This window comes from Amycolatopsis sp. NPDC089917, from assembly GCF_040684635.1.
GTDB lineage: Bacteria > Actinomycetota > Actinomycetes > Mycobacteriales > Pseudonocardiaceae > Amycolatopsis.
On sequence record NZ_JBFBGL010000028.1, the window covers coordinates 60,100 to 78,299 of the forward strand.

Annotated in this window: 17 protein-coding genes and 4 tRNA genes; 7 read left to right on the forward strand and 14 right to left on the reverse strand. The window is 68.2% G+C overall.

Annotation, left to right across the window (positions count from 1 at the left end; genetic code table 11):
• Positions 1 to 219: 219 nt before the first annotated feature.
• From AB0N89_RS21260 to AB0N89_RS21280, 5 genes are all read right to left on the reverse strand, one after another.
• Positions 220 to 756 (reverse strand): HIT domain-containing protein, encoded by a 537-nt coding sequence (locus AB0N89_RS21260; protein WP_364206921.1) that lies wholly within the window; start codon positions 754 to 756, stop codon positions 220 to 222.
• On the reverse strand, positions 753 to 2,771 hold the full coding sequence (gene thrS, locus AB0N89_RS21265) for a threonine--tRNA ligase (protein WP_364206923.1): 2,019 nt from the start codon (positions 2,769 to 2,771) through the stop codon (positions 753 to 755). Before thrS ends, AB0N89_RS21260 begins: the two co-directional genes overlap by 4 nt.
• A 180-nt stretch (positions 2,772 to 2,951) precedes the next feature.
• Positions 2,952 to 3,566 carry a malonic semialdehyde reductase gene (locus AB0N89_RS21270; protein ID WP_364206925.1) on the reverse strand — a complete coding sequence of 205 codons (615 nt, stop codon included), beginning with the start codon at positions 3,564 to 3,566 and terminating at the stop codon, positions 2,952 to 2,954.
• Between the two features lie 155 nt (positions 3,567 to 3,721).
• Entirely contained in the window at positions 3,722 to 5,248 is a 1,527-nt protein-coding gene (locus tag AB0N89_RS21275; RefSeq protein ID WP_364206927.1) for a sugar transferase, read from the reverse strand.
• Positions 5,249 to 6,143: 895 nt separating this feature from the next.
• A tRNA-Val gene (locus tag AB0N89_RS21280) sits at positions 6,144 to 6,215 on the reverse strand.
• 400 nt (positions 6,216 to 6,615) lie between these two features.
• Here AB0N89_RS21280 and AB0N89_RS21285 point away from each other — a divergent pair.
• The 4 genes from AB0N89_RS21285 to AB0N89_RS21300 all read left to right on the forward strand — a co-directional run bounded on the left by AB0N89_RS21285 (position 6,616) and on the right by AB0N89_RS21300 (position 7,421).
• Positions 6,616 to 7,041, forward strand: coding sequence for an SsgA family sporulation/cell division regulator (locus AB0N89_RS21285; protein WP_005159130.1), 426 nt, complete (start codon positions 6,616 to 6,618; stop codon positions 7,039 to 7,041).
• A 135-nt stretch (positions 7,042 to 7,176) separates the two neighbouring features.
• Positions 7,177 to 7,249, forward strand: a tRNA-Gly gene (locus AB0N89_RS21290).
• 25 nt (positions 7,250 to 7,274) lie between these two features.
• Positions 7,275 to 7,345, forward strand: a tRNA-Cys gene (locus AB0N89_RS21295).
• Position 7,346: 1 nt separating this feature from the next.
• A tRNA-Val gene (locus tag AB0N89_RS21300) sits at positions 7,347 to 7,421 on the forward strand.
• 796 nt (positions 7,422 to 8,217) lie between these two features.
• Here the strand turns inward: AB0N89_RS21300 and AB0N89_RS21305 are convergent.
• The gene (locus AB0N89_RS21305) at positions 8,218 to 8,745 is read right to left on the reverse strand and encodes a GNAT family N-acetyltransferase (protein ID WP_364206929.1); all 528 of its coding nucleotides are present in this window, start codon (positions 8,743 to 8,745) and stop codon (positions 8,218 to 8,220) included.
• A 62-nt stretch (positions 8,746 to 8,807) separates the two neighbouring features.
• Positions 8,808 to 9,011 (reverse strand): hypothetical protein, encoded by a 204-nt coding sequence (locus tag AB0N89_RS21310; RefSeq protein ID WP_364206931.1) that lies wholly within the window; start codon positions 9,009 to 9,011, stop codon positions 8,808 to 8,810.
• A 117-nt stretch (positions 9,012 to 9,128) separates the two neighbouring features.
• On the opposite strand from AB0N89_RS21310, the gene AB0N89_RS21315 reads away from it, so the two are divergent.
• Positions 9,129 to 9,284 (forward strand): hypothetical protein, encoded by a 156-nt coding sequence (locus AB0N89_RS21315; RefSeq protein ID WP_364206933.1) that lies wholly within the window; start codon positions 9,129 to 9,131, stop codon positions 9,282 to 9,284.
• Between the two features lie 423 nt (positions 9,285 to 9,707).
• Here AB0N89_RS21315 and AB0N89_RS21320 read toward each other — a convergent pair whose 3' ends face one another.
• Entirely contained in the window at positions 9,708 to 10,007 is a 300-nt protein-coding gene (locus AB0N89_RS21320; RefSeq protein WP_364206935.1) for a hypothetical protein, read from the reverse strand.
• The gene (locus tag AB0N89_RS21325) at positions 10,000 to 10,353 is read right to left on the reverse strand and encodes a DUF3253 domain-containing protein (protein ID WP_364206937.1); all 354 of its coding nucleotides are present in this window, start codon (positions 10,351 to 10,353) and stop codon (positions 10,000 to 10,002) included. The genes AB0N89_RS21320 and AB0N89_RS21325 overlap by 8 nt, the downstream gene beginning before the upstream one ends.
• Positions 10,354 to 10,844: 491 nt before the next feature.
• Here AB0N89_RS21325 and AB0N89_RS21330 point away from each other — a divergent pair, with 491 nt between their 5' ends.
• Together AB0N89_RS21330 and AB0N89_RS21335 are read left to right on the forward strand one after the other, a co-directional pair.
• A complete protein-coding gene (locus AB0N89_RS21330) occupies positions 10,845 to 11,480 on the forward strand; it encodes a cupin domain-containing protein (protein WP_364206939.1) in 636 nt (211 codons plus the stop codon).
• Between the two features lie 55 nt (positions 11,481 to 11,535).
• Positions 11,536 to 12,399 (forward strand): LysR family transcriptional regulator, encoded by an 864-nt coding sequence (locus tag AB0N89_RS21335; RefSeq protein ID WP_364206941.1) that lies wholly within the window; start codon positions 11,536 to 11,538, stop codon positions 12,397 to 12,399.
• A gap of 29 nt (positions 12,400 to 12,428) precedes the next feature.
• Here AB0N89_RS21335 and AB0N89_RS21340 read toward each other — a convergent pair whose 3' ends face one another.
• From AB0N89_RS21340 to AB0N89_RS21360, 5 genes are all read right to left on the reverse strand, one after another.
• Positions 12,429 to 13,790 (reverse strand): MFS transporter, encoded by a 1,362-nt coding sequence (locus AB0N89_RS21340; RefSeq protein ID WP_364206943.1) that lies wholly within the window; start codon positions 13,788 to 13,790, stop codon positions 12,429 to 12,431.
• A 4-nt stretch (positions 13,791 to 13,794) separates the two neighbouring features.
• A complete protein-coding gene (locus tag AB0N89_RS21345) occupies positions 13,795 to 15,165 on the reverse strand; it encodes a serine hydrolase domain-containing protein (protein WP_364206945.1) in 1,371 nt (456 codons plus the stop codon).
• Entirely contained in the window at positions 15,165 to 16,400 is a 1,236-nt protein-coding gene (locus AB0N89_RS21350; RefSeq protein ID WP_364206947.1) for a DegT/DnrJ/EryC1/StrS family aminotransferase, read from the reverse strand. The genes AB0N89_RS21345 and AB0N89_RS21350 overlap by 1 nt, the downstream gene beginning before the upstream one ends.
• A gap of 9 nt (positions 16,401 to 16,409) precedes the next feature.
• Positions 16,410 to 17,393, reverse strand: a complete 984-nt coding sequence (locus tag AB0N89_RS21355; protein WP_364206949.1) for an NAD-dependent epimerase/dehydratase family protein — start codon at positions 17,391 to 17,393, stop codon at positions 16,410 to 16,412.
• A 72-nt stretch (positions 17,394 to 17,465) separates the two neighbouring features.
• Positions 17,466 to 18,101 carry a LysE family translocator gene (locus AB0N89_RS21360; RefSeq protein ID WP_364206951.1) on the reverse strand — a complete coding sequence of 212 codons (636 nt, stop codon included), beginning with the start codon at positions 18,099 to 18,101 and terminating at the stop codon, positions 17,466 to 17,468.
• Positions 18,102 to 18,200 lie beyond the last annotated feature (99 nt).

The window sequence follows — 18,200 nt, forward strand, 5'->3', positions numbered from 1 at the left end:
AAGGAGGCCTTCACGGCATCCTGCAAAGGAGAGTTGACGGACGACGCGCGTGATCCGACGGACGACACGCGTGACTGGATGGACGACACACCGACGAGGCCGATCCCGCCGCGAGTCGTCCACCCAATCACGCGTGTCGTCCACTGGCGTAAGTACACGAAGGCCCCCTTCACTGCGCCTAGCGCAAGCAAGGGGGCCTTCACGGACTTCAGACCGCGGTCACCAGGCCTCCGCCAGCAGCTGCCGCGTCTCCCCCAGCAACTGCGGCAGCACCTTCGTGTGCCCGATCACCGGCATGAAGTTCGCGTCGCCACCCCACCGCGGCACCACGTGCTGGTGCAGGTGCGCGGCGATGCCCGCGCCGGCGATCACGCCCTGGTTCATCCCGATGTTGAACCCGTGCGCCGACGAAACCTCGCGGATCACCCGCATCGCGTGCTGGGTGAACTCCGCGACCTCGGTGGTCTCGTCCGCCGTCAGATCCGTGTAGTCCGCGACATGGCGGTACGGCACGGCCATCAGGTGACCGGGGTTGTACGGGTACAGGTTCAGCACCGCGTACACGGTCTTCCCGCGCGCGAGGATCAGCGCGTCCTCGTCGCTCTTCTCGGGCAGATGGCAGAACGGGCAGACTTCGTCGGGTTTCTTCGACCCTTGCACGTAGGCGAGCCGATGCGGGGTCCACAGGCGCTGCAACGCGTCCGGGACCCCCACACCGTCCTGTCCGACGACTTCGGGGCCATCGGGGCCCGTCACCGGAGTACCGCCTCCAAGCTCGCCACGGTCGGCGAGGAGTTCTCGCGGCGCTGGACCCAGCCGGCGATCGCCTCGACCGCGTCGGCCACCGGGACGCCGTTGATCTGGCCGCCGTCGCGGAACCGGAACGACACCGCGCCCGCCTCGACGTCCTTCGCGCCCGCCAGGAGCATGAAGGGCACCTTCTGCGTGGTGTGGGTGCGGATCTTCTTCTGCATCCGGTCGTCGCCCGCGTCGACGTTGACCCGGATCCCCTTGGCCCGCAGCGCCTTCTCGACCCCGCGCAGATGCTCGACCTGGTCCTCGGTGATCGGGATGCCGACCACCTGGACCGGCGACAGCCACGCCGGGAACGCGCCCGCGTAGTGCTCGGTCAGCACGCCGAAGAACCGCTCGATCGAGCCGAACAGCGCGCGGTGGATCATCACCGGACGCTGACGGCTGCCGTCGCCCGCGGTGTACTCCAGCTCGAACTTCTCGGGCAGCATGAAGTCCAGCTGGATGGTCGACATCTGCCAGGTGCGGCCCAGCGCGTCCTTGGCCTGCACGGAGATCTTCGGCCCGTAGAACGCCGCGCCACCCGGGTCCGGCACCAGTTCCAGCCCGGAGTCGACGGCGGCGGTGCGCAGCACCTCGGTCGCCTCGGCCCAGACCTCTTCGGAACCGATGTACTTCTCGTCGTTCCGAGTGGACAGTTCGAGGTAGAAGTCGTCGAGACCGTAGTCGCGCAACAGGTTCAGCACGAAGTCCAAAAGGGACTTCAGCTCACCGGGGACCTGCTCCAGGGTGCAGAAGATGTGCGCGTCGTCCTGCGTCATGCCGCGCACGCGGGTCAGGCCGTGGATCACGCCGGACTTCTCGTAGCGGTACACGGAGCCGAACTCGAACATCCGCAGCGGCAGTTCCCGGTAGGAACGCCCGCGCGAGCGGAAGATCAGGTCGTGGAACGGGCAGTTCATCGGCTTGAGGTAGTAGTCCTGGCCGGGCTTGCGGACCGAACCGTCCTCGTTGTGCTCGGCGTCCAGGTGCATCGCCGGGTACATGCCTTCGCGGTACCAGTCGAGGTGTCCGGAGGTCTCGAACAGCGCGCCCTTGGTGATGTGCGGCGAGTAGACGAAGTCGTACCCCGCCTCGACATGCCGCTGGCGCGAGTAGTTCTCCATCTCCTGCCGGATGATCCCGCCCTTGGGGTGGAACACCGGCAGGCCCGAGCCGATCTCGTCGGGGAAGGAGAACAGGTCCAGCTCGACCCCGAGCTTGCGGTGGTCGCGCCGTTCGGCCTCGGCGAGCCGCTCCAGGTAGACGTCCTGCGCCTCGGCGGATTCCCACGCGGTGCCGTAGATCCGCTGCAGCTGCGGGTTCTTGTCGTCGCCGCGCCAGTACGCGGCGGCGACGCGAGTGAGCTTGAACGCCGGGATGAACTTGGTGGTCGGCACGTGCGGACCGCGGCAGAGGTCGCTCCACACGCGCTCCTTGGTGCGCGGGTCGAGGTTGTCGTAGATGGTCAGCTCGCCGCCGCCGACCTCCATCACCTCGGAAGTGTCCACATCGGACTTGATGTCGACCAGTTCGAGCTTGAAAGGCTCGTCGGCCAGTTCCTTCTTGGCCTCGTCGACCGAGTCGAAGACGCGGCGGGAGAACTGCTGCGAGCCCTTCACGATCTGCTTCATGCGCTTTTCGAGCGCCTGCAGGTCTTCCGGGGTGAACGGGGTGTCGACGGCGAAGTCGTAGTAGAAGCCGTCCTTGACCGGCGGGCCGATGCCGAGCTTGGCCTGCGGGAACTGCTGCTGCACGGCCTGGGCGAGCACGTGGGCGGCCGAGTGGCGGATGACGCTGCGGCCGTCTTCGGTGTTGGCCGCGACGGCCTCGACCTCGACCTCGGACTCCGGAGCCCAGGAAAGGTCGCGGAGGTTCCCCTCGGCGTCGCGCACGACGACGATCGTGTCCGGCCCCTTGGTCGGCAGCCCGGCTTCGCGGACCGCGGTGCCCGCCGTAGTGCCCGCCGGTACCACCACGCGCGAGGCGGTTGCGGCTGCTACTGACGACGGCTGGGACACGATGAGCTCCTCGCGATGAAAGCGGATGTTTCGTGTGATGTTAGTCGTCACCCGCCGCACGGCTCACGCGCATTACCCCTAACACCGCGAAGGCCTCCTTCCCGTCGGAAGAAGGCCTTCGCGTGTCGAGCGGCGAGGTCAGACGGTCTCGACGACCTCGTCGAAGTCCAGCCGCGGCAGGCGGTCGTACCAGGGGTTCTCGCCCGGCTTGCCGACGTTGATCACGACGAGGGACTTCCACGCCTTGTCCGCGAAGAACTCCTTGTCGATGCCTTCGGCGTCGAAGCCGGTCATCGGGCCGGCGGCCAGCCCGGCGGCGCGGACGCCGATGATGAAGTAGCCCACCTGCAGCAGCGCGTTGAGCTTGGCGGTCTCGACGCGGCCCGCCTCTTCGGCGAACAGGTCCTTGGCGCCCGGGAAGTGCGGGAAGGTCCGCGGCAGGTTCTCGTGGAACTCGGTGTCGGCGGCCAGCACGACGGTCACCGGCGCGGTCTCGGTCTTGGCGCGGTTGCCCTCGGACATCAGCGGGGCGAGGCGCTTCTTGCCCTCTTCGGTGCGGATCACCAGCGCGCGCAGCGGCTGGTTGTTCATCGACGTCGGGGCCCACTTGACCAGCTCGTAGATCGCGCGGATCTGCTCGTCGGTCACCGGCTCGTCACTGAAGCTGTTCGCGGTGCGGGCCTCGCGGAACAACAGGTCCTGAACGTCCTGCGGGAGGTTCAAGGCTTCGGTCGGCTCAACGCTGGTGGTCATCGGTGGATCTTCCTTCCGTACGCGTCCTGTTACTCGCCTCAACCTAGTTGAGCGCTGAACTATTTCTCGCTCAACTACCTCTGTGTGTGCGGTCGATCACAAGAGCGGCCGCCGCCCCGGAGGACGACGGCCGTCGAGCCGATGCGGCGGAAGGATCAATAAGCCCCGCGTCCCTGCACCACGGCCCGGAAGGTCTTCCACAGGATCACCAGGTCGAGGGCGAGGGACCAGTCTTCGACGTAACGCAGGTCGAGGCGGATGCTCTCGGCCCAGCTGAGGTCGCTGCGCCCGCTGACCTGCCAAAGCCCGGTCAGCCCCGGCTTGACCAACAGGCGGCGTCGCGCGTCGGGGGCGTACTTCACGGTCTCCTCCGGCAACGGCGGGCGGGGACCGACGAGCGACATGCGGCCGCTCACGACGTTGAGCAACTGCGGCAGCTCGTCGAGCGAGTACCGGCGAAGCATGGAGCCGACCTTCGTGACGCGTGGATCCTTCCGCATCTTGAACAGCGGTCCCGCACCCTCGTTCTCCGTCTGGAGGTCCTGCTTGAGCTTGTCGGCGTTCGTCACCATCGTGCGGAACTTGAGCATGGTGAAGGTGTGACCGTCGCGGCCGACGCGACGCTGCCGGTAGATCACCGGGCCGCGGTCGTCGAGCTTGATCGCGACCGCGATCGTCAGCAGCAGCGGGGAAACCAGGGTGAGGAGGAACGCGGAACCGAGCCGGTCGAGCACTTCCTTGACCAGACGGCGGCCACCGGTGAACATCGGCGCGCTGACCCGCAGAAGCGGCATGCCGAGCACGCCGGAGACGTTCAGCCGGGGACCGGCGACCTCCATCAGCATCGGGGCGACCACCATCTCGGCGGAGGTCCCTTCGAGGTCCCAGGCGAGCCGCTGGAGGCGTTTCGGGTTCCAGTGCTGATCCGCGGTCACGGCGACCACCCGGTAGCCGCCACGACGGACGTGGCCCGCGAGGTCGTCGAGCTTCCCGACGACCGGGACGCCTTCGACCTCGCCGCTCCCCCGCTCCGCGCCGGCGCCGGAGTAGGTGCAGACCGCCTCCACCCGCCAGCCGACGTGCGGATCGGCCTTGGTGCGGGCGATGAGATCGGCGACCGTGTCGGGGCTTCCCGCCGCGAGCACCGGCAGCAGGCACTCACCGAGCCGCCTGCGCCGGTGCAGCACCTGCCTCAGCGCGTACCGCTGCAGGAACATGAAGACGGAGATCATCGGGACGACGATGAAGACCCAGGGCTGGACGGCGAGGGCGCCGAAGAGCAAGCCGCCCAGCGCGACGAGGACAGCGGTGGCCACCAGGCCCCGGCCCAGCGTCCGGTACTCCTCGGCGCCCTCGCCCAGCACCCGTGGACTCCAGGCCCGGCAGACCGACAGCCCGAACACGAAGGCGGCGGCGGTGCCGAGCGCGTGCATGTCGTGTGGATCGGATCGATCGATCAAGAACGCGCTCATCATGATGAGCACGAAGGCCGTGAAAACGTCACTACCGATGACCCAGGCGCGGTAGCGCGATTCCCAAGCCGCGTAAGGCGGCTGCGCCGGCGTCGTGTCGACGGCCGCGGCGTTGCCCGCACCCCTTTGCGGGGGGAGCGGGATCGACTGAAGGTCGATGTGCTGCGGCGTCCCGTTAACGGTGGACGACGGCCGCACCGACTCTTCCATCAGACCTCCCGGAGTGGGGATTCCCGAACGCCGGATCAACACGCTGAGTAAATGAGACCGATTTCGAAGAGTGATCGATTCTCGAGATCCATCAGCGGCCGATGGGGCGACACACGCCAAGGTATCGGCCACTCTCCGACCATCGTTACAAGGATTTCCAGCCACATCCTGCGCGAGCTTCCGGCAAATGAATGCCGCGTTGATAACAAGATGATGACGATGGGTAATAGATCGTATCCTCCGTACAACTACGCAAAGTAGTCACGAATTCGCAGTTTTCCCGGCCACTCGGGGCACCGCGCCCCCGATCGGCCGAATGGCCCCGAAAACTCCACAGTGGACGGTCCGCGCGAGTCGATCTCCAGCCGGTCCACTGTGGATTTCACGCCGCCAGGGAAGCGTCGCGCGCGAGCCGCCCTCACGGCGGGCGGATCTTCCTTGTCAATCGGTCACCGGAGTGGCGTTTCGTCACATCACGTCAGCGTCACGGCGGGCCGCCCGCCGGAGCCGGTCGAGTGAGCCGCTCCCCCATGCCCTGCATCACTTTCACCGTGGTCTGGACCTTTCGCCGGAGGTCACCGTGCCGAGGATCACAATGTCGTCTCGATGGACGGATCGTGTGACGTTTTCACGGCGCGACGGGAAGTCCCCGGCGAATGTCCACACCGGCCGGAACAACGACTTCAGGGATCTTCGAACCGGCGGCGCCCCCGCTACCCCCGCCGCACCGAGCGCATTCAGCCCGTGACACCGGACCGGCCCGCGACGGCAGAAGTACCGCCCCCACATAACCCGCGTCCGACCTGGGGATCGAATACCTCCGGACGGCCCCGCCACCCTTGGTGTCCGAGAATGAATCAAGGCCCCGGACCGATGGTCCAGGGCCTTCATCCGGTGGGCGATACTGGGATCGAACCAGTGACCTCTTCGGTGTGAACGAAGCGCTCTCCCGCTGAGCTAATCGCCCGCTCGCGGTGTCCGGGAGACTCTACCCCACGACTTTAGGGGGCCTGCAAACGGGTGGTTCCCTCCGACCACACTCCGCTCACCAGCAAATACGGAGCGAACAACCACGAGCTAGCCGGGGTTGTCCAGACCGGGGGCCGCCCGCAACGCGTTTCGACATTCGTGCGACGGTGCTATCGCGTGACGACTAAACCGCGCAGTATGTAGGTGTGGACTGCCTGCAGGGCGCATGTAGGGCTGCGCGTCGCGCGGGTGATGATGGGGTGACGGAGTAGGGAGCCGGGGTCCGATGACCCCAACCGGGTGATCTGCGGCAAAACCGCGTTCCGATCGGCCGGCCGAAACGTCACATCATCGCCACTCGGTTCGACCGGGCCGGGAAGGAGACGAAGGGTAGGACGATGCGCAACGATCACGTGACGCTCCGCTCGACGGCGGTGTTCGACCTCCTGGCGCCGCGGACGCCCGCGGTTCCGGTCAAGGTGGAACTGCGATACGACACACGCGACCCCTACGCGGTCGTCGCCGCCTTCCGCACCGGCCGCGCCGGCTGGGTCGAGTGGGTCTACGCGCGCGATCTCCTCGCCGACGGCCTCCTGGCCGACGCCGGCGACGGCGACGTCCGCATCCGCCCCTCCGTCGAAGACCCCGAGTCCGTCCTCATCGAACTGAACTCGCCGTCCGGGCACGCCATGTTCGAGGCGTCCGCCCAGGAGCTGGCCGACTTCCTCGACCGGACCTACGACGTCGTGCTGCCGGGCAACGAACATCTGTGGGTCGACGTCGACGACGCCCTGACTCACCTCATCCCCAACGATCTGGCCTGATGACGGGCTTGCGAACAGCAAGTGGCACCCCGGTTGCAGAGCCGATTTCGGGGTCGGATAGTGTTCACACACACCACGGCGACGGGGTGAGGGACGAAACCGCAAGGTTCTGACCTTCAAGTTGACCGAGGATGTGCGGATGTAGCGCAGCTGGTAGCGCATCACCTTGCCAAGGTGAGGGTCGCGGGTTCGAATCCCGTCATCCGCTCGGAAGGCCCTCTCGGGCCTGTCACGGTGGAGTGGCCGAGAGGCGAGGCAACGGCCTGCAAAGCCGTGTACACGGGTTCGAATCCCGTCTCCACCTCGCGCGATTAGCTCAGCGGGAGAGCGCTTCCCTGACACGGAAGAGGTCACTGGTTCAATCCCAGTATCGCGCACCACCTGTTGACTGAAGCCCCGCCTCTCTTCGGAGAGGCGGGGCTTCAGTCGTTCAAAGGCGATAGCCCTTGGAGTGGTCTCTACCTGCCCGTCATGGAAGGTGGCATGCAGGTGCGGGAACCACTCCCCCAGCTTCGTCCGCTCACTCGGGGTGAGCGCAACGAGGGACCCGATCCAGCGGGTCTCGAGCGCTTGCAGGATCTGACGGCGCATCAGCGGGGTCACGTGGTCGTAGACCCTCGCGATGCCCTTCATCTTCTGCCCCAGCCGCGCTCGACGGGCGACTTCGGGGATACCGTCCTCGGCCAGCCATGTGCTGTGACTGTGCCGCCCTTCGTGGAAGGTGAGGGTCGGCAGGATCGGCTGCACCACTTCCGGAGAACGCGCGTGTGTTCAGCGTCACTGCCATCCCACACCGGACGCCAGTAGCGATTGCGGAAGTTCGACCGCCGCAACGGCGCACCCTCAGCACCGCACAGCACGAACGGGAAGCTGTGGCTGTCCATCAGCTCTTCGTAGAAGATCGCGATGCTCGGCGGCAGTTCGACGCTGCGCGTACCAGCAGGGGTCTTGGTCCGCCCCTTCTTCGCCCTGTCGTCTCGGCGTCACCGGGCGAGCTCACGGATCTGGATCGCCCCTGTAGGGACGTGCGCCCATCCGGATCAGCGAGAGTCCGCCGGTGTGTTCGCAGGGGCGTGCAAGAGCTGGTGTTCTGGGCCACCGGCGCAGTGGACCCATCGTCAGCGACCGCTTATCACCAGGACATCTCCGCCGGTGAAGAGCTGATCGGGGATCCTGTCAGGCGCGATCAGTTCGCGACGGTGCACGCCGCGCCTCGACGGCCCCGTCCGGACCGGGCTGGTCGGTGCTGAAGCCGGCGGACCGGAGGATCCGCAGGGCGGCCCGGTTCGACTCGAGAGTCGACGCACTCAGCGTCGCCACGCCGGACGCCGATGCCTCGCCGATCAGCAGTCGCACAGCCTCGGCGCCGACGCCGCGGCCCCGTGTCGACCGGGCGAGCCAGATCCCCAGTTCCGCGGCCGCGTCATCGGTGGGGCCGGCCGCGAGGCGCACCGCCCCCACGATCGTTCCTTCGGCACGGACCGCCCAGGTCCGTTCCCGGCAGGGTCCGGCCAGACAGGCTCGACGGTCCCGGTGGTAGGCGCGCAGCCAAGCGACCCGCTCGTCGCTCCATGAGCCGTCCGCTGTCAACGGCGGCGTCACGTCGTCAGCCGAGGCATCCTCGACCGCGATCCTGACTAGAGCGTCAAGTACCGCGTCGTCCACCGCGACAAGTTCCACGGCATCAGAAGGTTTCGGGGTCATGGGAGGCACTCCTTACGATCCAGACTCGTTCAGCTGCCGCGGCATGCGTGGATTCTCGCTCGTCACGGAGATTCCTGACGGCGTCGCCGCCGACTCCACCAGTCGACCAGGAGTCCACCGGTGAACGGACCCAGCCCGACGATCCCGTGGAACCAGACGTCCGCGCGACCGAACAGGTAGTTGATCCCGACGGCGGCCAGATAGCACAGTGCGGCGAGCCCCACGAGAGACGCCACTACCCGGGCGCGACGGCGTCGCGATTTCACGGGTACTCGTTCCTGATCCGGACTGGACACGCTGTCCAGCATGCCTTGTCCGCCCAGGCTGCGCCCGGCATTAAGCGAAACATGTGTGGGAGGCGGCTTTCCGGGGAACACACGACCATGACCGACCTGACGAACGTTCGTGCCGGAATGACCGAGACTGTTGGACGTTCCGGCCAGATCGCCGCCATACGGCGGATGTTGCTCGCCTTCGGGGTCGGCGGAGCGCTGGGATGCCTGGCCTGGATGGCGTTTTGGCTCGCGACACAACTGTGAGCGTCCGAGGGTTCGGCCGTGATCGGCACCCTCTTCTCGCGGTACCCGTCGTAAGTGGCCGACTCTCCTATCGCCGTCCTGGACATCGACGGGACGCTCATCGATTCCAATTACCACCATGCGCTCGCCTGGCATCGGGCTGCGCCGGCTCGGCGAGATCTATCCGGTGTGGCGGTTGCACCGGCTGATCCGCTCTCGGTGGTGAAGATCTGGAACGTCGGGTCGGCGACCGCGCGCGGGAGTTGCAGGGCGAGGAGACCGACTCGATGCTCGACGAAATGGCGACGTTGCCGGCGCCCGCGACCTGCTGCTCGCGATCAAGGAGCGAGGCCATCGGCTCGTCCTCGCCAGCTCCGGTCAGCAGCGCGCTCGCATGACATCCCCGAGCCGGAAGTCCGGTGATCGAGGGCGTGAAAAACGATTTCAGCCCAAGGTGTCCAGACCGTGCTGCCACCGTTGCCGCCGTTCCGCGCGATCCTGCTCCCACCACGGGGTGCCCCGCTCCCCCAAGGCGACCTTGGCGGCGTGCACCCGTGCCCGGGCCTCCCGCTCGGCTTCGGAGTCCTGAGCACGACGGGCCGCGCCGACGTCCCGGCGAGCGCGCATCAGCAGACCGCGCAACCGGGCCGCCGCTTCCTCTGGGATCTCCGGGTCGGTCGCTCGCCAGCGCCGGCCGTCGATCACGACGAAGCGCCCATCAGGTGTGCGCTCCGGCTCAGCCATGCGCACTCTCCGGCAACCGGATCCTGATCGGCCCTGCCCACTCTCCGTCCGGGTCGAGTGGACTTCCACGCTGGGTCAGTCGCACCTCTCCGGCCCTCGCGAGTTCACGCGCCACCTCCCGGGCTCGAGACAGTAGCGGACGCCACTCGTCCGCCAACGCTCTCGCCGCGTCGGAGGGGCAGGTGCTGCTGTCTTCGCCCCGCGCGGAAGCCAAGGCGAGGATCGCCGCCCGCAGCCGGTCCGGAAGCGGCCCGGAACCCAATGCGATCCGGGCATGAGCCGCAGCCGGTCCGGCGCTCTCCCGGATCCGCTCCAGTTCTCGTCGTGGTCCCGGCTGATCGGGCATGGAATCAGGGTCGCACCGATCGCGCTCTTCCGCCGCCTGGGCCAGTCACCGCGAAGGTCGCCTGGACGAGTGGTTTCCCGCCACGGCGAGCACGGGCAATCCTGGAGAGGACCGGGAGCTTACGGTCCACTTTGGACGACGGCGCGTACTCCGTTGCCTAGTGTGAGAGCAACTGCCAGAGTCACCGCAAGGAACCGGAATCGACGTGGATCCCGCCGGGGTCCTTCGTGGGCCGCAACGACACGCCCCCCTCGATCATGCCCTACCCGCCGAAGCGCGCGTGATCGTGATGGTGAGCAGGCCGCCGCTACCGCGGCCTCGACGGCCTCAGACCGAGCGCGCCGGAAATGTCGTTGTTCCACGGATTCAGCGGCGCGGCCGCTCATCGCGGCACGCGATAGCAGTGATCCGCGCGAGACACTTTCCGTTCTTCGCACTTTTGGAAGAATCACAGGAAGCTAATCTTCCTCGTTTTGGGAAAGGCGGAGAGAATGTCGGAAATCAGCAGGCGGGGTGCGCTCGGCGCGGGCGCGGGAATCGCTGCCGCGACCGCGCTCGGGGCGACCGGGACGGCGGGGGCGAGCACGGTGGAACCGGCCAAAACGACCACGCCGCCGTATGTTTTCCCGCTCGCCAAATCCACGCCGGCCGTCCATGACGGCGGGACGTTGCGTGGAGCCCACGAGAAGAACTTCCCGGTGCTGGCCGGTCAGCAGGGCTCGGTGTACCTGGTGCACCTCGACCCCGGCGGGGTCCGCGAACCGCACTGGCACCCGTCCGCGTGGGAGCTGAGCTACATCATTTCCGGCAAGGCGGACTGGAGCATTCTCGGGACCCACGAGGACGGCAGCTATCACAACGAAGTTTTCAGCGCGAGTGCTGGGGAACTCGTCTTCGCCCCCCAGGGGTTCTTTCACTATTTCGCGAATTCCAGCACCACCGAAGGCCTGGACGTGCTCGTCATGTTCAACACCAGTACCGGGGAGCCGAACGACGACATCGGCATCGTCGGGACGCTGAACTCGCTGCCGAGGGAGATTCTCGCCATCTCGTTCGGGGTTCCGGTGTCCGCGTTCGCCGCGATCCCCAAGGACCTCAAGCCGGTGGTGATCACCCGCCGCAGGTAGTGGCAGCGCACACACATGGTAGACGGTCGCGCACTGACAGTGGTACTCCGGAGTAGTGATCGATCCGGTGCTGCTGCGCACTTTTCTCACCGTGGCCGAGGCGGGCGGATTCTCCGAAGCCGCCCGACGGCTGGATCTCGGGCAGTCGACGGTGAGCCAGCAGGTCCGCCGCCTCGAGACGGCGCTCGGCAGCGTGCTGTTCGAGCGCGACACGCACAGCGTGCGGCTCACCGGCGACGGCGAGACGATGACCGGCTTCGCCCGTAGCATCCTCGACCAGCAGGACCGCGCGCTGCGCTATTTCTCCCGGCCGGGCCCACGCGGGCGGGTCCGGTTCGGGGTGTGCGAGGACTTCCTGCTCGGCCACGCCGCGGACGTCCTCGAGCGGTTCCGCAGCGCGCATCCGGGGATCGACCTCGACCTGTCGGTCGAGCTGAGCGAGGTGTTGCACTCCCGGCTCGCCGATGGAGACCTCGACCTGGTGCTGGCCAAGCGCGATTCCGGAGCGGGTGTGCGACGGGATCCGCTCGTGTGGGTGAGCTCGCCCGGTCTGGACCTGATCCCGGGCGAGCCGCTGCCGCTGGTCCTCTACCCGGAGCCGAGCGTCACCCGGGCCCGCGCGCTGAACGCGTTGCGCCGTAACGGTGTCCAGTGGCGGATCGGTTGCGTCAGCGAACGGCTCAACGGCCTGCGGGTCGCGCTCGAAGCGGGGCTCGGCGTCGGCCTTTTCGCGGCGTCCGTGGTCCCGGACGGGCTGGTCCCGATCAGCGGGTTGCCCGATCCGGGATCGGTGACATTCGTGCTGAGTCACGGGGGAACGGCACGGGGCTCGACGGCGGCGTTGGCGGACACGATCCTGTCGGCCCAATGGAGTCGATCGCCGCTCACGTTTCGGCAGCCGCCACTTCCGCAGCGATAGCCGAAGCGGGCAGGACGACCACACCGTCGTCAGCGTCCACCAGATCGCCCGCGCGCCCTCAGCGGAACCGTGACCCGTGGTCCGCTCAGCCCCAGGGTCGCGACCGTGCCCAGGACAGCGACACCCAGCGCCACGAACATTCCGGACGGCAGGTCCGGCTCACCGCTCCCCAGCGCCACGGTGCCGATCACCGCCGTTCCGAGCGCGGACCCGAGCTGAGGCGCGGTGTTGAGCAGGCCTGACGCGATGCCACGATCCGTCTCGCCCACCATGGCCGTCCCGGCGTTCGTCGCCGCGACCGACGCCGCGCCGAGGCCTGTTCCCGATATCGCGAGCGACACCGCGAATCCGGCTGTCGAACCAGTGCTCAGCCCGATCAGCCCGATCACCAGCGCCACCACCACGACACCGAATGCCCCGACGGCGACCCAACGGCCACTGAGCCGGTCGAGCAGCCGAGTGCCCAGCCAGCTCCCGCTCACGACACCGAGACTGAACGGGGCGAACAGAAATCCGGTCGTTCCGGCCGACAAGCCCTGCTGTTGCTGGAAGAACACCGTGCCGAGCACGCTGGCAGGCGTGGTGGCGAAGGTCAGCGCGAACGCCACCCCCAGGGCCGCGTCGAACCGCAGTGTGCCGACCAGGCGCGCCGGAACCAGAGGATCGGCTGTCCGTCGCTCCACCATCAGGAAGCCCGCCAGCAAAGCTCCGGAGAGCGTCAGTGCGATCGCACGGACCGTTCCCGTCGCCGCGCTGATCCCGTAGATCCCGGCGAGCAGTCCACCGGTCACCAGGATGGCACCGGGCAGGTCGACCGCGCCGCTGCCGGACCGCTCGGTACGGGCCGGCAGCAGCGAACGCGCGAACACCAGCACGCCCAGGCAGATCGGCACGTTGAGCAGGAAGATCGACCGCCAGCCCGCGTAGTGCACCAGCAGCCCACCGAACAGGAATCCCGCCGCTCCCCCGGCCGCCGCCGTGGCCGTCCACCAGCCGACCGCCACCACCCGCTCCCGCCCCTCCCTGGTCAGCGACAGCAGCAACGCGAACGCCGACGGGACGACGAACGCGGCGGCCAGGCCCTGGACCGCGCGCGCGGTGATCAGCACCTCGATGCCCGGTGCCAACCCGCCCGCGAGACTCGCGGCCAGGAACGCGGCCATCCCCCAGACGAACGTCCGCCGATGCCCGTAGCGGTCGGCGACGCGGCCGGCCGAGACCAGGAACCCGCCGAACAGCAACGCGTACCCGCTGACCACCCACTGTGTGGAGGCTTCCGCACCGGGGAACCGGCGGCCGATCTCGGGCAGCCCGATCACCGCGATCGTGACCCCGAGCACGTCCACGAACTGAGCCGCACACAGCAGCAGGACCGCCGCCCGCTCGCGCATCACATCACCCCGTCACCCTGTCCAGCCTGCGGTCACGAACCCGGTCCCGCCACTCACGGCGGACATACGGCAGCCCGTTGAGGTGCACCACGGGCACACTGCCGTCGTCGAGCACCGTCGTCCCCAACGCGATCCGCCGGGTACCGGCGTGCGGTCCCCACGGCGGCGCGCCGGGATCGAATCGGGCCGAGCTCCGCCAGACGCCGCCGAGATACGGGGTGAGCCGTGCGCGTTCCTCCTGCGACCGGAGTTCAAGATCGTTTTCGCCGTCGCCGGACACCTTCAGCGTCGGCGCTCCCGTGCGGACGTACTCGCCGGGCAGGTCCCGCGCGGTGACGAGGTCGGCGCGCGTGTCGGTGCCGGACTCCTCGATCCTGCCAAGCCCGTCGAACATCGACGCCATCGTCTCGTAACGCCGTTCCCGCAGTTCCTCCCCTCGGTTGTCCATCCACACCACGCCCCGCCCGCGTGCGGGGTCGAGGATCAGCTTGGCCCACATCCCCCCGAGAAACCCTTCGTGGCCGATCTGCCGGACACCCCCGCTTTCGGGCGTGAGATAGCAGCCGAGGCCGTACCGCAGATCGATGTCCAGCCTCGGATCGGAATGCGGCTTGTGCATGGCTTCCAAGCCGCTACGCAGGTGCAGCGCACCGAAGCGGGCCATGTCCACCACGGTCGAGTAGCACAGCGACGACGGTTCGTGTTTCGTCCCCGCCCTGGCGTCGTGCTCGACGCGAAGTCCCGCACTCGTACGGAGGTGATGCTGGGCCAGGGAATGCGTCATCGCGACCATCGGATCGTGCGTGCTGCGCGTCATCTCCGTCGGTGCGAAGAGCCTTTGCCGCATCAGCTCCGCGAAGGGCGTACCGGTGATCTCCTGCGCGGCGAGCCCGGCCAGGCTGACGCCGAGATTGCTGTAGCCGTAGAACTGTCCGGGGCTGGTCAGCACCGGCGTCCGTGCGTAGTCGCGACGCACCGCCTCGGCCAGGCCTGCCGGGTCGCGGCTGAGACCGTCGTGCGTCACGGCGTCCGGGAGAAGCCCGGAACGATGGCTCAGCAGGTGCCGCAGGGTCGCACCGCCGGTCCCTTCGCCGGTGCGGCGGCGGAGGCCGGGCACGTAGTCGTCGACCGGCCGATCGAGATCCAGCACGCCCTCGGCGGCGAGGGTGACCAGCACGGTCGCGGTGAGCATCTTCGTGATCGAGTAGATCCGGAACACGGTGTCCGGACTCATCGCGTGGCCGGTCTCGACACTGGTCACCCCGTCCGCCACCGCGACGTCGGGTCCAGCGGCGGTGAAGGAACAGACGGCGACGCCGGGAACGTCATGCTCCTGGCGGAAACGACGCAGGCTGTCTCGGACGTCGACGGTCATCACGCCATCGCCCCCACCCGCTGCCTCGCCAGCGCCCGTTCGACAGCGTCGACGACGTAGTCCGCGTCGTCGAGGCCGAGCTGCGGCGAAAGCGGCAGGTTCACCAGCCGGCGGAACCAGACGTCTTCCGCGACCGGCACCGACCCGAAGACGCCTCCGCGCCGACGCCATTCCGGCAGCAGGTGAACCGGGAAGTACCGCAGCACGACCTCGACCCCTTCCCGTTCCAGGTCCCGCACGAGTTCGTCGCGGTCGATGTCGTCTCGCAGCAGGAACGCGTAGAGGTGGTGAGCGTGGACATGACCTTCGGGCGTCCCCAGCACCTGGACGCCGAGTTCGCGCAAGCCGGCGTCGAGCCGTTCGGCGACGGCGCGGCGCCGCGCGAGCAAGCTGTCCAGCCGCCGCAGCTGGGACCTGCCCATCGCCGCGGCCGGGTCGGCGAGCTGGGCGTTCACCCCTCCGGACCGGATCCGAGCGCAGTCATGGGTGTAGGCGTTCTTCTCATGGGTGACGGGCCTGGGCACCGTTCCGGTCCCGTAACGGCCGAACTCGGCCGGCTTGCTCCTGGGCACGAACTCGGCGTCCGGGTTGATCGCGCGCAGCGCCCGGAGCCGGTCGGCCACTCCGGCGTCCCGGACGGTGAGCATCCCGCCCTGGCCGAGGGTCGAGATGTTCTTCAGCGAGTGGAAACTCCAGCAGCCGAGGTCGCCCCAGGTCCCCGCGCTGCGCCCGCCCGCGGCCGCGCCGATGGCGTGCGCGCAGTCCTCGACGAGGGCGACGCCTGCCCGTCCGGTCAGCGCTCGCAGCTCTTCGACACCGCCGCAAAGCCCGCCGTAGTGGGTGGTGAACACCGCGCGGGTGCGCGGCGTGAGCGCAGCGGTCACGGACGCCGGATCGAGGCACAGTGTGGTCTCGTCGATGTCCGCGAACCGGACGGTGACGTCGCGGCCGAGCAGCGGCGCCGCGGTCGCCTGGAAGGTGAGCGGGGTCGTGACGACCTCGTCGCCCGGTTCGAGTTCGAGCACGCGCGTGGCGAGTTCCAATGCCATCGTGCAGCTCGACACCGCCACCGCGTGGGCCGCCCCGGTGCGCCGGGCAAACTCCTCCTCGAAGCGCGCCACTTCGGCGCCGTCGGAGAGATGGCGACCGGCGGTGAGCACCGCCGTCACGGCCGTAAGGTCTTCTTCGGTCACGCCGCTGCCCTGGCCGTGCTGCGGGATTCGGTAGGTCGTCATGGCTGCCCCTCAGCTCGCGATCGGCCCGGCCGGTTTGAAGTACGTCGGCACGGCGGGCAGTTCCGGGGACGGCCCCAGCTCCGCGGCGAGCCGGGCGACGCCCTCATCCAGCGGGATCTCCGGCCGGAAACCCAGTCCGCGCAGGCGGCCGATGTCGGGGACATGGCGATAGGTGTCTTCGGTGACGGAGGTGTCCACGACGAGATCGACCTCGCGTCCGGTCGCCGCCGAGATGGTCTCCGCGAGCCGGCGCAGGCTGTATTCGGCACCGGAGCCGAGGTTGTAGGTGGCGCCGCGCTCTCCGCGCGCGGCCACCAGGTCCAGCGCGCGCACCACGTCGGAGACATGGGCGAAGTCGCGGGTCTTCCGGTCGATGTCCCCCGCCGCTTGGACGGGAAGACCGTTGAGGTGCCAGCGAAGGTATTGCGAAACTTCTCCCCCGGCGGTGCGTGGATCCTCACCAGGCCCGTACAGCGTGAACGCGCGGGCGATGACCGTGTCGAGACCGAATGTCTCGCCGAATGCCCGCACCACGTGCTCACCGGCCAATTTGGACGCCCCGTAAGGCAGAAACGGTTCCGTGGCATGGGTTTCCGGCATCGGCACCGCTCGCGGCCTGCCGTAGACCATGGCCGACGAAAGATAGAGCAGCCGGGAGACCCCGGCCGACACGGCGCCCGCGCACAGGTTCGCCGTGCCGAGGGCGTTGATCCTGAAGTCGGACAGCGGGTTCTCCACCGATCGCGTCCCGCTCGGGTTGCCCGCGAGGTGGAACACGGTCCGCGCGCCGACCAGGGCCGCCTCGGCCTGTTCCGGATCACGCAGATCCGCCCGCCGATAACCGATTCCCGGCGGCAGGACGACCGTCGCCGGGTCGACGATGTCGGCGACGACCACCCGGGCGCCGGCGTCGTGCAGATGCCGCACCAGATGCCCGCCGACGAAGCCGAGCCCGCCGGTGACGACGGTGATTCCTTTTTCTTCGATCGACATGTTCGTTCCCCTATCGAACGCGATGAAGCTCGGTTCGGCAGCACGGAACACTGCTGCCGCGCGAAAGTCGATTCAGCTGCTGATCACCAGGGCGCCGCCTAGGCCGACGAGCGCCGTCCCGGTGACCCGGTCGAGCACCTTGCGCGGTCCGCTGCGGCGCATCAGGGTCGACAACCGGGCGGTGAGCAGCACGAACAGTCCCCACCAGAGGACCCCCAGAACGATGTCCAGCCCGCCCAGCAGCAGCACCTGGGGCGCCACGGCGGCGTCCCGGTCGAGGAACTGGGGCAGCACGCTCACGAAGAAGAGCGCGGCCTTCGGGTTCAGCACGTTGGACAGGAACGCCTGGCGGAAGATCCGCCACGGACGTCCGATCACCGGTTCGTCCGCCTCTTCGGCGGGCTTCTCACTTTTCGGCTCGCTCTTCCACGACTTCCAGAGCGCTTGTGCCCCCAGGTAGACGAGGTACGCGGCACCGACGAGCTTGAGCACGGTGAATGCCACAGAGCTGTGCAGGAGGGCGGTCGAAACGCCGAGTGCCGCGGCCGTCATGTGCACGGCCAGGCCGCACTGCACGCCGATCGCCGCGATGAACCCGCTGGACCTCCGGCGAGCCGAATAGCGCAGGATCACCATCCAGTCCGGGCCGGGGACGACGTAGGCGATCATGACCACGCCGATGAACACCGCCAGCGTTCCCGCGCTCATCGTCCTCCCTCTCCGCTCGGCACGTTCTGGTTCCCGGGTTCCCGATCATGGGCCGGTCCAATCACGCGGTGGCGGCCCCCTGATCGGCATCACTCGAAA

Coding starts and splice junctions, on each gene's coding strand:
- AB0N89_RS21270 (WP_364206925.1), bottom strand. CDS start 3,566: ATGACCACCAGCGTTGAGCCGACCGAAGCCTTGAACCTCCCGCAGGAC.
- AB0N89_RS21275 (WP_364206927.1), bottom strand. CDS start 5,248: ATGGAAGAGTCGGTGCGGCCGTCGTCCACCGTTAACGGGACGCCGCAG.
- AB0N89_RS21285 (WP_005159130.1), top strand. CDS start 6,616: ATGCGCAACGATCACGTGACGCTCCGCTCGACGGCGGTGTTCGACCTC.
- AB0N89_RS21305 (WP_364206929.1), bottom strand. CDS start 8,745: ATGACCCCGAAACCTTCTGATGCCGTGGAACTTGTCGCGGTGGACGAC.
- AB0N89_RS21315 (WP_364206933.1), top strand. CDS start 9,129: ATGACCGACCTGACGAACGTTCGTGCCGGAATGACCGAGACTGTTGGA.
- AB0N89_RS21320 (WP_364206935.1), bottom strand. CDS start 10,007: ATGGCTGAGCCGGAGCGCACACCTGATGGGCGCTTCGTCGTGATCGAC.
- AB0N89_RS21325 (WP_364206937.1), bottom strand. CDS start 10,353: ATGCCCGATCAGCCGGGACCACGACGAGAACTGGAGCGGATCCGGGAG.
- AB0N89_RS21330 (WP_364206939.1), top strand. CDS start 10,845: ATGTCGGAAATCAGCAGGCGGGGTGCGCTCGGCGCGGGCGCGGGAATC.
- AB0N89_RS21340 (WP_364206943.1), bottom strand. CDS start 13,790: ATGCGCGAGCGGGCGGCGGTCCTGCTGCTGTGTGCGGCTCAGTTCGTG.
- AB0N89_RS21345 (WP_364206945.1), bottom strand. CDS start 15,165: ATGACCGTCGACGTCCGAGACAGCCTGCGTCGTTTCCGCCAGGAGCAT.
- AB0N89_RS21350 (WP_364206947.1), bottom strand. CDS start 16,400: ATGACGACCTACCGAATCCCGCAGCACGGCCAGGGCAGCGGCGTGACC.
- AB0N89_RS21355 (WP_364206949.1), bottom strand. CDS start 17,393: ATGTCGATCGAAGAAAAAGGAATCACCGTCGTCACCGGCGGGCTCGGC.
- AB0N89_RS21360 (WP_364206951.1), bottom strand. CDS start 18,101: ATGAGCGCGGGAACGCTGGCGGTGTTCATCGGCGTGGTCATGATCGCC.